Origin of the sequence: Pseudomonas sp. TH10, assembly GCF_016651255.1 — a bacterium.
In the GTDB taxonomy this organism is placed as follows: Bacteria; Pseudomonadota; Gammaproteobacteria; order Pseudomonadales; family Pseudomonadaceae; genus Aquipseudomonas.
On the sequence record NZ_JAEKEG010000115.1, the window covers coordinates 22,979 to 37,113 of the forward strand.

The 14,135-nt window shown below is 59.4% G+C and carries 9 protein-coding genes and 3 pseudogenes; 9 read left to right on the plus strand and 3 right to left on the minus strand.

Translation table 11 applies throughout. The features are described 5' to 3' along the window. The first annotated feature begins 5 nt into the window (after window positions 1-5). From JFT80_RS17845 to JFT80_RS17860, 4 genes and pseudogenes are all read left to right on the plus strand, one after another. Window positions 6-884, plus strand: a complete 879-nt coding sequence (locus JFT80_RS17845; RefSeq protein WP_201148755.1) for an endonuclease/exonuclease/phosphatase family protein — start codon at window positions 6-8, stop codon at window positions 882-884. Next, window positions 881-2,831: pseudogene (locus JFT80_RS17850) on the plus strand (diguanylate cyclase). The gene JFT80_RS17845 and the pseudogene JFT80_RS17850 overlap by 4 nt, the downstream one beginning before the upstream one ends. A gap of 101 nt (window positions 2,832-2,932) precedes the next feature. Next, the gene (locus JFT80_RS17855; protein WP_201148756.1) at window positions 2,933-3,715 is read left to right on the plus strand and encodes an N-acetylmuramoyl-L-alanine amidase; all 783 of its coding nucleotides are present in this window, start codon (window positions 2,933-2,935) and stop codon (window positions 3,713-3,715) included. Between the two features lie 77 nt (window positions 3,716-3,792). Beyond that, complete coding sequence (locus JFT80_RS17860) at window positions 3,793-5,406, plus strand: EAL domain-containing protein (RefSeq protein WP_201148763.1); 1,614 nt, start codon at window positions 3,793-3,795, stop codon at window positions 5,404-5,406. Window positions 5,407-5,413: 7 nt separating this feature from the next. Here JFT80_RS17860 and JFT80_RS17865 read toward each other — a convergent pair. Next, window positions 5,414-7,203 (minus strand): annotated as a pseudogene (locus JFT80_RS17865) (KinB sensor domain-containing domain). A 10-nt stretch (window positions 7,204-7,213) separates the two neighbouring features. Next, complete coding sequence (algB, locus tag JFT80_RS17870; RefSeq protein ID WP_201148757.1) at window positions 7,214-8,560, minus strand: sigma-54-dependent response regulator transcription factor AlgB; 1,347 nt, start codon at window positions 8,558-8,560, stop codon at window positions 7,214-7,216. 434 nt (window positions 8,561-8,994) lie between these two features. Here algB and JFT80_RS17875 point away from each other — a divergent pair. The 5 genes and pseudogenes from JFT80_RS17875 (at window position 8,995) to JFT80_RS17895 (ending at window position 13,534) form a co-directional block, all read left to right on the plus strand. Then, window positions 8,995-9,280, plus strand: a pseudogene (locus JFT80_RS17875) (hypothetical protein). Window positions 9,281-9,360: 80 nt separating this feature from the next. Further along, window positions 9,361-9,525 carry a DUF1328 domain-containing protein gene (locus JFT80_RS17880; RefSeq protein WP_003177151.1) on the plus strand — a complete coding sequence of 55 codons (165 nt, stop codon included), beginning with the start codon at window positions 9,361-9,363 and terminating at the stop codon, window positions 9,523-9,525. 2 nt (window positions 9,526-9,527) lie between these two features. Further along, on the plus strand, window positions 9,528-9,992 hold the full coding sequence (locus JFT80_RS17885) for an inhibitor of vertebrate lysozyme family protein (protein WP_201148758.1): 465 nt from the start codon (window positions 9,528-9,530) through the stop codon (window positions 9,990-9,992). A 712-nt stretch (window positions 9,993-10,704) separates the two neighbouring features. Beyond that, complete coding sequence (gltP, locus tag JFT80_RS17890) at window positions 10,705-12,036, plus strand: glutamate/aspartate:proton symporter GltP (protein WP_201148759.1); 1,332 nt, start codon at window positions 10,705-10,707, stop codon at window positions 12,034-12,036. Between the two features lie 268 nt (window positions 12,037-12,304). Continuing rightward, window positions 12,305-13,534 (plus strand): nucleoside recognition domain-containing protein, encoded by a 1,230-nt coding sequence (locus tag JFT80_RS17895; RefSeq protein WP_201148760.1) that lies wholly within the window; start codon window positions 12,305-12,307, stop codon window positions 13,532-13,534. 129 nt (window positions 13,535-13,663) lie between these two features. Here JFT80_RS17895 and JFT80_RS17900 read toward each other — a convergent pair. Further along, the coding region (locus JFT80_RS17900; protein WP_201148761.1) for an ABC-type transport auxiliary lipoprotein family protein at window positions 13,664-14,135 on the minus strand (472 nt) is incomplete at its 5' end.

Genomic DNA, 14,135 nt, shown 5'->3' on the forward strand with positions numbered 1-14,135 from the left:
CTGCCATGCGCCGCTGGAAGTCTGAACGCATCGTTGGCCTGCATGATCCGCAGGTCAACGAGCATCACCTGGCGTCCACGGGCTTGCCCGCAGACCATCGTCTGCGCTTGCTCAGTTTCAATATCCAGGTGGGCATCAGCACCGAGCGTTATCGGCATTACCTGACCCGCAGCTGGCAGCACTTGCTACCCCACACCGGGCGCGCTACCAATCTGCAAAAGATCGGCGACCTGCTGGGTGACTTCGATCTGGTCGCCTTGCAGGAAGCCGATGGTGGCAGCATCCGGTCGGGCTATGTCAACCAAGTCGAACATCTGGCCCACCTCGGCGCCTTCCCCTACTGGTACCAACAACTCAATCGCAACCTCGGTCGACTGGCCCAGCACAGTAATGGCGTGCTCAGCCGCCTGAAACCGTGGGCGATTGAAGATCACCCGTTGCCCGGCCCGAAAGGTCGTGGGGCGATTCTGCTGCGTTTCGGCGAAGGCCCGGAAGCGCTGGTGGTCGTGATGATGCACCTGGCGCTCGGGGCGCGGACGCGTAGCCTGCAACTGGCCTACATCCGCGAGCTGATCGGTGGTTACAAACACCAAGTATTGATGGGCGACATGAACACCCATGCCAGCGATCTGCTACAACACTCACCGTTACGCGATCTCGGCCTGCTCGCCCCTCAACTGGAAGCGACGTTTCCCAGCTGGCGCCCGCAGCGTTGCCTTGATCATATTCTGCTCAGCCCGACCCTGACCCTGGAAAGAGTCGAAGTGCTGGCACAACCCATTTCCGATCACCTGCCGGTCGCGGTAGAGATCCGTCTGCCGGGTTCGCTCACGGCCGATGCATTGCCCGCGATGAGTCCTGCCCCTCGCGGAACCCCTGAATGAGCGACGACGCCCAGCGCTGGAAAGAGAAATACCTCAAAAGCATCGAAAACCAGGACAAGCTCGAACGGCGTTGGGCCGCACGCCTTGATTTGCTGCGTCGCGGGCTGGTGCGCAGCACCCTGGCGGCTGAAGGCACTGACAAGGTGGTTGATCAGTGCATGAAAGAGATGCGCGACGTGGTGCGCACTGACGACATGGACGCCGGCCTCGCCGCCCTGTTGCCACGCCTGGAAAAAGCCGTGCTCGACTCCGAGCAACGCCGCGAGACTCGGGTCAATCAAACCAGCGCCGCACTGACGGCACTGGTCGCGCAGTTGCAAACACTGCCGCTGCCGCGAGAAGTGAGTCGCCCCCTCAAGCAGTTTGCCAAGCAACTGGATGCACGGGTTGGCCAGGCTCGCGAGATGCCGCTGCTGCTTAGCGAGTTGAGCGGGCTGCAGGGTAAAGCGCTAAGCCGGCTTGAGAGCCCAGAGGAATCGGAACGACCAAGCTTGTTGCAACGCCTTTTTGGCAACCGTGAAGCGCAGGACACCGCTCCCGCGCAGGTGCCAGCAGCGATGGCCCCAGTACGCGCACCAGTGATTGCGGCGCCCGCTGCCGAGCCCCCCGGAACCACCTGCAGCTACTGAACAGCAACCCCCGCTGGTTACGGCGCCAGTGCCAGTAGCGGCACCGGCACCGGCATCAAATGCTGCACAGCCTGCGCCAGCGCCGCCGCCACAAGAGCCTGAGCAACCTGAGCAACCCGCAATTGCCACCGAAACGTCTGCGCCGACCAGCGCTGAACCGCCCACCGTCGAAGACGTGCCCACTTCTCCAGACACGCTCGACACTCCGGTCGCCGATGCGCAACCTCCTGAGCAAGACACGCTCTACGCGCTTCCGGACTCACCAGAGCCCACCTACAGCTCGGTGGCCAGGCACATTGAAGACACGTTACTGGGCCTGCTTGACGACCTGACACTGCCCGAACGTCATCGTCCGCAAGCCGAGGCCATGCGCCTGCGCCTGCAAAATGGATTGAACTGGTATGAGTTGATCCCGATCCTCGACGATCTGGCAACTCTGATGCTGGCAATTACCGACAGTGGTCAGCACGAATTCGAAGTGTATTTGCAGCAACTCAACGAACGCCTCGAAACATTTCAGAGCAACCTGCAAGCGGCTAGCGATGGCCATGCCGACAATAGCTCGGCGGCGCGGGCGATGGACTCGCAGATCCGCGAACAAGTCGACGGTTTGCAGACCAGCATGCAGGAAGCGGCGGATCTGGAAGACCTCAAGCAAGTGCTGGAAAACCATCTGGAAGGCCTGCTCGGCACCATGGATCAGCACCAGAAACAACGCGACGCCCGCGAACAGGAAGTCGCAGCGCGGCTCAAAGGCCTGTCCGAACGCGTGGCGCACATGGAACAGGAAGCCCAAGGCTTCCGCGAACACCTTGAAGTGCAACGCCAGAAAGCCCTGATCGATCCGCTCACCGGCCTGCCCAATCGCGCCGCGTGGAGCGAACGCCTTGAGCACGAGATCAAGCAGTGGCAACAACACGGCAACACCCTGAGCCTGGCGATGCTCGATCTTGATCACTTCAAACGGATCAACGACAACTACGGTCATCTGGCCGGCGACAAGGTGTTGAAGATCATCGCCACTGTGCTGCGCAAACGCCTGCGCGGCTCAGACTTCATCGCTCGCTTCGGCGGCGAGGAGTTCGTCCTGCTGCTGCCAGCCACCCCGCCCGCGGTCGGCGCCAAGTTGCTGGAAACCCTGCGAGCGGCCATCGAAGCGTGCCCGTTCCACTTCAAGGGCGAGCGTGTAACGATCACCATCTCAATGGGACTGGCTTCGTTCAAACCCGGCGAACACAGCGATCTGGTGCTGAAAAGAGCCGATCAGGCGCTGTACCGGGCAAAAAATGCAGGACGCAATCGGGTCGAGCTGGGCTGAGCCAATTGTTCCATTTTGTTTAAATGCGGCCGCTGGCCGTCGAGACGCCAGGCAGTACGTTACACTGTTGCATTATCGTCTTCTGTGTACTGCCTTCTGCCATGAAATTCTTTGCCCTTCTCGCCTCCCTGCTCGTTCTCGCCGGTTGTGCCAGCGGTCCGCGCTACGACACCAGCCACCCTTCGGCCAATCACGACAGCCGCATCCAGTTCGTGATCGTGCATTACACCTCGGCTTCGCTGGAACGCTCGCTGCAACTGCTGACCCACGGCGAAGTCAGCAGCCACTACCTGATCGGCGACGACACGCGTGGCACCGTCTACAAACTGCTGGATGAAAACCAGCGGGCCTGGCACGCCGGCGAAAGCCAATGGCAAGGCCGCACCTGGCTCAACTCGAGCTCTATCGGCATCGAAATCGTCAATCCCGGCTTCAAGGACACCCCGACCGGGCGCCTGTGGTATCCGTACAGTGAGGCGCAGATTCAAGCACTGATCGCGCTGCTCAAGGACATCAGCAAGCGCAACGGCATCAGCCCCCGCCACATCATCGGTCACAGCGATATCGCCCCCCTGCGCAAACTCGATCCGGGACCGTTGTTCCCCTGGAAACGCCTTGCCGCTGAAGGACTCGGCATCTGGCCGAATGAACAAGCGGTGGCGCGTCAGCAAGCGCTGTTCAACAGCAGCGAACTGCCGAGCATCAGCTGGTTCCAGGCGCAGCTGGCACACCTGGGTTACGACACCCCGCAGACCGGCGAACTCGACGTCGCCACGCGACATGTTCTCGCCGCCTTTCAGATGCACTTCCGGCCCTCGCGCTTCGACGGCACGCCGGACGCGCAAACGGCAGCGCTGCTGCTGGTACTCAATCAGACAAAATAATGACGCCCGCCCGACGGTCAGGGCGTTTTACTCAACCAGCAGCTATAACTCATTGGTAACTCTTCGGATATTCCATGATGGTTGCTACCCGAGAGACGCTGCGTAGCTGGTTTTATCGCCCCTGGTTTTTGGCGATGATCGCGGCTGTCCTCAGTGCCAGCCTGTTGATCGCCGGCGGTTTGTTTGTAGCGATGCGTCAGGTCGAACAAAGCGAGAGCCAGGAAATGAACGCGCAAGGCGAACGTTTCCTCGCTCGTCTTGAACAATTGTTCGGCCAGTTGCGCGAAAGTCTCGACGACCTCGAAGCCCAACCCTTACGCAGTTGTGACGATGAAATGATCGCCACCCTGCAACAAGTCACCTTCAACTATCGTTTCGTCTATGAAGCCGCTTATATGGACGCCTCGCGGATCTGTTCAAACCGTCCGCGTCAGGAAGGCTTATCGGTTGTCCGCGCGCCGGACATCAAAGGCCCGACTTACAGCTATTGGCTGAACACCACCACCGAACCCGATGAAAACCGCGCAGCGCTGATGCTCGGTCGGGGCAATTTTCGGGTGGCCACCTCGCGCGGCCATTTGACCGACATGGTCGATCTGTCGCCCGGCAGCAGCCTTTTAGTGGTGCTGGATCATGGCAAACGCGCCATACCGGTTCTCGGTGCGGAGCAGGCCTGGCCGCCGCTGGAAGTTTGGTCGCCAAAAAGCCGCGATGCCTTGCAGATTACCCAGACACACCTGATCTACCGCATGCCCACCAACAACCCCGCCTATCAGCTGGTGCTGATCTCACCGCGCACGGGCATCCACGTGCCGCCGGTCTGGTGGTGGCTGGTCCCGGCCAGCCTGGTGCTGGGTGGTTTTGTCGGGTTTCTGGTCTTCCTGCTGGTGCGCCAGCGCCAGTCGCTGGATGCCGAACTCCACGGCGCGATCCGTCGAGGCGAATTGCAGGTGCTCTACCAACCGATCTTCGACCTCGACAGCCGCAACTGCGTCGGCGCCGAAGCCTTGCTTCGATGGCGCCGACCGGACGGCACGCTCACCAGCCCCGACCTGTTTATCCCGATGGCTGAAAACACCGGACAGATCCGTCAGATGACCGACTTCGTCCTCCAACGCTTGCTGGAGCAACTGGGCCAGCTACTGCGGGCCAATCCGCAGCTGTATATCTCGGTCAACCTCGCCGCTTGCGATGTGATGGTGCCGCGCATTGGCCAGGTCATGGCGCGGTTGCTGACGTTGCACCGGGTCGCGGCGCGACAGATTGCCTTTGAAGTCACCGAACGCGGTTTGATCGATGTAGTGGTCGCGCGGGAAAACCTGCAAGCGCTGCGCGATGTCGGCCATCAAGTGCTCATTGACGACTTCGGCACCGGTTATTGCAGCCTCGCCTACCTGCAAACCCTGCCGGTCGACTGCCTGAAAATCGATAAAGCGTTCATCGACGCGCTCGGCCATGATGCCGCCAGCAGCGGCGTCGCTCCGCACATCATTCACATGGCGCAGGCACTGGATTTGAAGGTGATTGCCGAAGGCATCGAACTCGAATCGCAAGCTGAATTGCTCAGCAGCGAGGGCGTGAAGTTTGGTCAGGGCTGGTTGTTCGCCCATGCGCTGAGCGCGGTGCAGTTCATTGAGCTGATCACCCGTGGCCGCCGCCTCGCGGCTCGGCGGCTGGACGACGAAGCCTGACCACGCTTCAGACCGCCAGGGCCATGTAGAACTGCGTGCCCTGCCCCGGCCGCGAATAAACACCCATCCGCCCACCGTGCAGTTGGACGATCTCCTTGCACAGCGCCAGGCCGAGGCCCGCGCCGCCTTTCTTGCGACCGACCTGCACGAAAGGTTCGAAAATCCGCCCCTGCTGGCCGTAGGCAATTCCTTCGCCGTTGTCCTCTACGCTGATGATCACACGTTCGCCGTGGCGTCTTGCCTGCAGGCGAATCTGCCCGCCCGGGGAGGTGTGGCGCAGCGCATTATCAATAAGGTTATCCAGTACACGATCCAGCTGCGCCTGGTCGGCCTGCAGCCGGGGCAACGGGTCTTGCACTTCCACCACCAGATCGATATTGCTCGCAAGAGCGGTCCCACAGAAACGTACCCGGGCCTGTTCCAGCAGATCTTCGATGGAGCACGGCGCCAACGTGAGCTTCTGCAGACCGTTCTGGTAACGAGAAAAATTCAACAGATCGTTGATCAACTGCATCAGCCGCTGCATCTCTTCGTTTACCGTATCCAGCAGATCGGCTTCACGAGAATCCTCCGGGAATTTGGCCCTTTCCCGGAACAGGCCGAACGCCATATGCATGCCGGTGACCGGTGTGCGCAGCTCATGGGAAGCCCGCAGCACGAACTCGCTGCGCACCCGTTCGAATGCACGCTGTTCGGTTACGTCGTGCAGCACCATCACCGCGCCGAGGATATGCCCCTGGGTGTGGCTCACAGGCGTCAAGCTGTAGGTGAGCAACCGCGATTCGCCGTCGACCTCAATACTCAGGTCTTCGGGAGCCCGCTCCAGGGTGCCGCCGCGCAACACCAGCTGCAGCTGCCCATCGAGCTCCGGACGTTCGAGGGCCGAACCCAACCCCTGCCCCAAGCGGTCCGAATCCCAGCCCAGCTGCCGTTGGGCCACTGGGTTCAAATGCTCCAGGTGTCCTTCGCGGTCAATCATCAACAAACCGTCATCGATGCTATCGAGCACCGCTTGCAGGCGCTGTTGGCCGGCGAGCAATTCGTCAACATTGGTTGCCTGATGCTCGCGCAGGGCCTCGGCCATGATGCCAAACCGCTTGGTCAGCAGATTCATCTCCGCAGCTGACGATATCGGCAGGGTGACCTCAAAATTGCCCTGGCCAATATTGTCAGCCGCCTGCGCCAGCGCCTCGATCGGAGCACCAAAACGCCGGGCAATGGCATGGGCAGTGACAAAGCCGATAATCAGCACCGCGAGGCCAACCAGCCCGATCAGACCGGCTACCAGCAAGGCACGGTCTCGCGCTGAGCGTTCGGTTGCATAGATGGCATCCAGGGCGCGCTTGTGCTCGGAAAGCAGACCATTGCGCAGTTTGTTGAATTTTTCCGTGAGCTCTTCGTTTCCGCTCAACAGATGGGAGGGGCTACGTGTATCCGCGTAGGCCTGCAAAAATCCTGGTAGTCAGCCTTGGCCTGCTTGAAACCGTACTTGAAGCCGTCACTCACCTGTTCGTGGGCAATGCCTTCGTCGAGCAACTGCAGGTAGTGATCCCTGGATTTATCGAAAGCAGCGCGGTCCGGGTTCTCGCTGAGCATGACGACCAACTGGTCACCCAGGGTCTGGCGCAGTTTCAGCCCCAGATCCAGGGTGGCGAAATTGTTGCGAACCAGCGACTGCTGGGAACTGGCCATCTGCATCACGCTGACCAGCCCGAGCAACAGCCCAAGCAGCGCGACGGTGATCAGCGCGGAAATGCTCAGGAAGAGCCGGGTGCGCAACTTCATCGCCAGTTTCATCGGGGATGACTCACAGGTTGTACTGCTTGCGCTTGCGATAAAGGGTCGAGGCGTCGATGCCCAAGGTTTTTGCCGCTTGATCCAGCGTACCCGCCGTGGCGAGTACCGCGCCGATGTGAGCCTTCTCCAACTCGTCCAGACTTAGCGCTGCACCGACTCTTGGCGCATTATTGGCCGGTTGCTCGGCCATGCCCAGATGGCTGATCTCCACACGCTCCTGCGGGCAGATGATGCTCGCGCGCTCGACCACGTTGCGCAGTTCACGAATGTTGCCCGGCCAGCGATAACCGAGCAGTGCTTCGCGCGCTTCATCACTGAAGCCCCGCGCCGGACGCGCGTACTCTTTAACGAAGCGCGCAAGGAAGCGGTCGGCCAGGTTAAGGATGTCCTCGGCGCGCTCGCGAAGTGGCGGCAGATGCAGGGTGATGACGTTGAGGCGATAGAGCAGGTCTTCACGGAAACGACCGTCGCGCACCATGTCCTCGAGATTGAGGTTGGTCGCCGCCAGAATCCGCACATCGGCACGCCGAGTCACCGGATCCCCGACCCGTTCGTATTCCTTGTCTTGAATAAAACGCAGCAACTTAGGCTGCAACGTCAGGGGAAAGTCGCCGATCTCGTCGAGAAACAGCGTACCGCCATCCGCCTGATTGACTCGCCCCAAGGTGCTTTCGCTGGCGCCGGTAAACGCACCGCGACTGTGGCCGAACAGCTCGCTCTCCATCAATTCCGCCGTCAGCGACGGACAGTTGATGGTCACGCAGGATTTCTTCTCGCGCTTGCTCCAGCCGTGAATCGCCCGGGCCAGCTCGCCTTTACCGGTACCCGATTCGCCGAGGATAAGAATATTGGCGTCAGTACCGGCCACTTGCCGCGCGGTTTCCAGCACGACTTTCATCGCCGGGCTGTGAGAATCGAGACCGTCCTTGGGTTTACGGATCTCGCCTTCCAACGCTTCGAGACGCGCCGACAGTTGACGCACTTCCAGTTGCTTGGCGGTGGCCAGACGTAGCTGATCAGGGCTGCAAGGCTTGACCAGGTAATCAGCGGCGCCCGCCTGAATCGCGTCCACGGCGGTATCTACAGCCGAATGCGCGGTGACGATCACCACGCGCATCCACGGCGCCTGGATGCGCATCTGCGCCAGGACGTCGAGGCCGTTGTCTTCGCCCAGACGCAGGTCAAGAAAGCACAGATCAAAGACCTGACGTTGCAGCAGTGCGTCGGCCTGAGCCGCGCTGTTGGCAGTGGCCACCGTATAGCCTTCGTCTTCGAGGCAATAACGGAAGGTACGCAGGATGGCGGACTCATCGTCCACCAGCAGAATGCGGCCTTGATGCTCAGTGGCAGATTCCATTTTTCCTACGCTCCATAGTGATTGGTCTGAGGTTAGTCCCGGAAAAATCGGGCAAGTTGCATGGTTGATTCTGTGCCTTTTCATCAAAGGAAGGGTAGCTATCTACCGCCTCGTCGGACAAAGGCTTGATTTAACAGGATTTTTTGTGAAATACGGTTTTTTGGGCAAATGCCCACGTCCATTTCTGACATCCGCGCCCTCCTCTCAATTCAAAAAGAATGAAAGTTCCTACGGCATTATCGTGCATTACGCACGACCGTAGAGAGCCCATCGTGCAGGATGCGTTCAATGTGATTTTTAACAATCTTTTAAGTCATTGTTTTTAAACAGTTTTTTCTTATGAAAAAGCTGGCATGCAGGCTGCAATAGTCTGGGTAATCAGGGCAAAAGATCGCCCACAACAAGATCACCACCGAAGTGGGAGGAGTTTCCGGATGAATCGCCAACGTGCCGCCCAATTGCGCATCTCGCCCCTGCACATCCAGCAAGGTCTATTCGCTGTACTTGCGCTTTTGATCACATTGATTGGCGGCCAGCAATTCCAGCGTTGGGAACAAAGCCAGCAGCAGGAAGCGCCGCAGCTGTCATTCAAATATCCGACTCAAACCCACTTCAGAGCCGCCAGCAGTCAAGCGGCAGATAGCACCCCTGCGGATGATGGACGTCGACCAGGCACAGCCTGCGAATGAGATGCCTCGTCAGGAGCGCTGGGTGTTCTGATCACCAGACTTGGCGCGCTGCTTGCGCCGGGAAAAGCACCAAAAGCAACACCCCTAAATAGAGAAGTAAGGAGAATCACCATGTTGAGCTGGGCAATTACATTCTTGATCATTGCCATCATCGCTGCAGTACTGGGCTTCGGTGGTATCGCGGGCACCGCCACGGGTATCGCCAAGATTCTCTTTGTCGTGTTCCTGGTGATGTTCATCGCTTCCTTCTTCTTTGGCCGTCGCGGCCGAGGTTAACGATGAGTGCGTTAAAGACACTGGCAGCCGCCCTGCTTCTGGGCGGTAGTGCCATGGCGATGGCGGCCAACGATGGCCAGGCGCGGGTCAATGAACTGTTGAGTTCGGACCCGCAGTACAGGGAAACCTGGGAAGGCGTGGTGAAGAAGGAAGAACGCCTGCCGGAATGGGTGATGAACCTTTCCGGTACGCCGGACCAACAGATGAATGCCGTGACTGAAGATGGCGACAAGTATCTGGTCGGCCCTCTCTGCGAATCTGCGGACAAGTGCCTGAACCACCGCTTGATCGTCGCATTCAGCTTCGACAAGAAAGACGCTTACGCCATGCTCGTCGATGTGCCCGAAGGATTGCCGGCCGACAAGTCGCCAACGCGACATGCCACCTACCGCTTCCTCGGCAAGCCGAATGAGGGCATGCAGAATCTGCTGATGGAAACGCTGAAGAAAGATCCTAAATGGTATTGAACATGAAGGCAGCAGCCCTGCTGCCTTCCATTGCGCCGATCCGAGGAGGGTCGGCGCATGACCAAGGGGCCGGGACGTTCTGACTGTTACAGGGTCGGAGTGACCTACGGGTACAGGGAGTGCCTGCGCAAGGGCCGGGTCAGGGCAGGTAAAAAAGCTGCGCCGCAGGTTCGCGATATTCAATGTCGACGAACCTGCGAAGAGCTTATGCAATCGAGGCATTCGGTTAGCACTCAATCCTCGTTTGCACCTTCCTCTCTACAATTCGAATCAACCACACCGGAAAAATACATTTCCCGGTGTTTCCTGACGACCGTACATCGAGAAAAATAACCTGATTTTTCAAGGCTATTTGACTTTCTGATCATCGAATTTTGCTCCAAAATCCCTTTCTGCGGTTGATCAAAAAACAACCAACCTTCGCTGTGATGGCCGGTTCACGGCACTTATGCCGGCCGAAATGTCACAATCGAACCGGTTGGGACGCCAGTTTCATTTAAAAAAGCTCATGCCGATTCGGCATAGGGTAGGCGTTTACGGCATTAGACGGCGCAACCTTGCATCGGAATAGTTGCGCCTTTTTTCGCCTGCCGAAGAGCTACCAACAAGCGCTCCGGGGCACCTTATACGGAGGCAGATGCACAGACTTTTCCGCTAGAAAGCGTTCCAGTTCCTGCATGTGCCTGAGTCAAACGCAAGTAAGGGTAAAGATATGAAGAAGGCAAAGCTTAGCCTCGCCTGGCAGATCCTGATCGGTCTGGTATTGGGGATTGCAATCGGTGCGCTGCTCAACCATTTCGGTGCCGAGAAGGCCTGGTGGATCAGCAACGTCTTGCAACCGGCAGGCGATATCTTTATCCGTCTGATCAAGATGATCGTGATCCCGATCGTCATCTCCTCCCTGATCGTCGGCATCGCCGGCGTGGGCGACGCCAAGAAGCTGGGCCGCATCGGCCTGAAGACCATCATCTACTTCGAAATCGTCACCACCATCGCCATCCTCGTTGGTCTGGTCCTGGCCAACGTGGTTCATCCGGGCACCGGCATCGACATGAGCACCCTGGGTACTGTGGATATTTCCAAGTACCAGGCGACGGCCGCCGAGGTTCAGCATGAGCACGCGTTCGTCGAGACCATCCTCAACCTGATCCCTTCGAACATCTTCGCGGCCATGGCCCGCGGCGAAATGCTGCCGATCATCTTCTTCTCGGTATTGTTCGGCCTCGGTCTGTCGAGCCTGAAACCGGAATTGCGCGATCCGCTGGTCACCATGTTCCAGGGCGTGTCGGAAAGCATGTTCAAGGTCACCCACATGATCATGAACTATGCCCCGATTGGCGTGTTCGCACTGATCGCGGTGACCGTGGCCAACTTCGGCTTCGCGTCCCTGCTGCCACTGGCCAAACTGGTGGTGCTGGTTTACTTCGCCATCGCCTTCTTCGCTTTCGTGGTGTTGGGCCTGATCGCCAAGATGTTCGGTTTCTCGGTGATCAAGCTGATGCGCATCTTCAAGGATGAGCTGGTACTGGCCTACTCCACCGCCAGCTCCGAAACCGTGCTGCCGCGGGTTATCGAGAAAATGGAAGCCTACGGCGCGCCGAAAGCCATCTGCAGTTTCGTGGTACCGACCGGTTACTCGTTCAACCTCGACGGCTCGACGCTGTATCAGAGCATCGCGGCAATCTTCATTGCGCAGCTGTACGGCATCGACCTGTCGATCAGCCAGCAACTGCTGCTGGTGCTGACCCTGATGGTCACCTCCAAAGGCATCGCCGGCGTGCCGGGCGTGTCCTTCGTGGTGCTGCTGGCCACTCTGGGCAGCGTGGGTATCCCGCTGGAAGGTCTGGCGTTCATCGCTGGTGTCGACCGTGTCATGGACATGGCGCGTACCGCCCTGAACGTGATCGGTAACGCCTTGGCCGTGCTGGTCATCTCGCGTTGGGAAGGCATGTACGACGACGCCAAGGGCGAGCGCTACTGGAACTCCCTGCCGCACTGGCGCAGCAAGGAAAAACTGCCGGCAGGTGAAGTTTCCAAAAACTGACTCACGCTGGTCTGCCCCCAAAATGTTGAACATTCATCATGACTTTTGGGGTGCAGATCACTCTGTAGGAGCTGCCGAAGGCTGCGATCTTTTGATCCTGATTTTTAAAAAATCAAAAGATCGCAGCCTTCGGCAGCTCCTACAATAGGTTGAGGCCATCCATGTAAATGGGCCGCCAGCAGTTCCAGACAAACCCCGGAGAAATCCGGGGTTTGTCGTTTCTGGCCACCCCGCTATCATTCGCCGCATTCTTCGGGGGATTTGACTGATGCTTAATGGCCTGTGGCTTGGCTTCTTCATCGTGGCCGCCGTATCGGCGCTGGCGCAGTGGTTGATTGGCGGCAACGCCGGGATCTTTGCCGCGATGGTGGAGAGCATTTTCGCCATGGCCAAGCTCTCGGTCGAAGTCATGGTCCTGTTGTTTGGCACCCTCACCCTTTGGCTGGGCTTTCTGCGAATCGCCGAGAAAGCCGGCATCGTCGACTGGTTGGCAAAAGCGTTGGGGCCGCTGTTCCTACGGCTGATGCCGGAAGTGCCGGCCGGTCACCCGGCGATCGGCCTGATCACCCTCAACTTCGCCGCCAACGGCCTGGGCCTGGACAATGCTGCCACGCCAATCGGCTTGAAAGCCATGAAGGCACTGCAGGAGCTCAACCCCAGCCCGACCATTGCCAGCAACGCGCAAATCCTCTTCCTGGTACTCAATGCCTCTTCGCTGACGCTGCTGCCGGTGACGATCTTCATGTACCGCGCCCAGCAAGGCGCACCGGACCCGACGTTGGTGTTCCTGCCTATCCTGCTGGCGACCAGCTGCTCGACCATCGTCGGCTTCCTCTCGGTGGCGTTCATGCAACGCCTGCGGATCTGGGATCCGGTCGTGCTGGCGTATCTGATTCCCGGCGCCCTCGTCCTCGGTGGTTTCATGGCGTTGCTGGCGACGCTGTCGGCCACGGCGTTGGCGGGACTTTCGTCGATCCTCGGCAACCTGACGCTGTTCGGGCTGATCATGCTGTTTCTGCTGATCGGTGCCTTACGCAAAGTGAAGGTCTACGAAGCATTCGTCGAAGGCGCGAAGGAAGGCTTCGACGTCGCCAAGAACCTGCTGCCCTATCTGGTGGCGATGCTGTGTGCGGTCGGCGTGCTGCGTGCATCAGGCGCACTGGACTTCGGCCTTGAAGGCATTCGCCATCTGGTCGAGTGGGCCGGTTGGGACACGCGGTTCGTCGATGCATTGCCGACGGCGATGGTCAAACCGTTCTCCGGCAGCGCCGCGCGGGCGATGCTGATTGAAACCATGAAGACCTCGGGCGTCGACAGCTTCCCGGCACTGGTCGCGGCGACGATCCAGGGCAGTACCGAGACGACGTTCTATGTGTTGGCGGTGTACTTCGGCGCGGTGGGCATTCAGCGGGCGCGGCATGCTGTTGGCTGCGCTTTATTGGCGGAATTCGCCGGAGTAGTCGGCGCAATCGCCGTTTGCTACTGGTTCTTCGGCTAACAACCGTCCCTTGTAGGAGCGAGCTGGCTCGCGAGGGTCGTGAACGATGACGCAGGCAACCTGACATCCAGCAGCACTCTCAAGCGCTATCGCGAGCGAGCTCGCTCCTATAGAGGAAATGTGCCGGGTTTACGGGCGCCGCGGCGGGACTGCTTTTTGGCCTTGCGCCACCGCCCAATCCACCACCTGCGCCGTCAACTGGTCGCTCGCCTGGCCAAACCCGGCGACCACCGCAGGCACCTGCACATCATTCAGCGGCTGGCGCTCTTCAAAGCGCCGGCTGGCGAGAATCCGCTGGTCATAACCGCGCACCAACAGCGCATCGACCCGCACCACAACGCTGGCCTGCGTGCCCTGATACTCGGTCTGGAACGCCTGCAAATTGCCACCGAGCTCCAGGTCCGCCTGGAAGTTGCTGTCGTCAGTGCTTAGTAACGGTACCCGGCCGTCACGCTGAAAGCCATCCAGCAGGCGATTGCGCAGCAACACGGGGGCAGGGTCACTCCAACGCGAGGCTTTGTAACTGCTGATCAGGTCGCCCTGGGGAATGACGGCGATGTTCGGGCTGTTCAGTGCCTGGCTTGCTTGGGGTTTGGCCAAA

Excerpts from the sequence above, each read along its gene's own strand:
- JFT80_RS17845 (WP_201148755.1), top strand. The coding sequence starts at position 6 with ATGCGCCGCTGGAAGTCTGAACGCATCGTTGGCCTGCATGATCCGCAG.
- JFT80_RS17855 (WP_201148756.1), top strand. The coding sequence starts at position 2,933 with ATGAAATTCTTTGCCCTTCTCGCCTCCCTGCTCGTTCTCGCCGGTTGT.
- JFT80_RS17860 (WP_201148763.1), top strand. The coding sequence starts at position 3,793 with ATGGTTGCTACCCGAGAGACGCTGCGTAGCTGGTTTTATCGCCCCTGG.
- algB (WP_201148757.1), bottom strand. The coding sequence starts at position 8,560 with ATGGAATCTGCCACTGAGCATCAAGGCCGCATTCTGCTGGTGGACGAT.
- JFT80_RS17880 (WP_003177151.1), top strand. The coding sequence starts at position 9,361 with ATGTTGAGCTGGGCAATTACATTCTTGATCATTGCCATCATCGCTGCA.
- JFT80_RS17885 (WP_201148758.1), top strand. The coding sequence starts at position 9,528 with ATGAGTGCGTTAAAGACACTGGCAGCCGCCCTGCTTCTGGGCGGTAGT.
- gltP (WP_201148759.1), top strand. The coding sequence starts at position 10,705 with ATGAAGAAGGCAAAGCTTAGCCTCGCCTGGCAGATCCTGATCGGTCTG.
- JFT80_RS17895 (WP_201148760.1), top strand. The coding sequence starts at position 12,305 with ATGCTTAATGGCCTGTGGCTTGGCTTCTTCATCGTGGCCGCCGTATCG.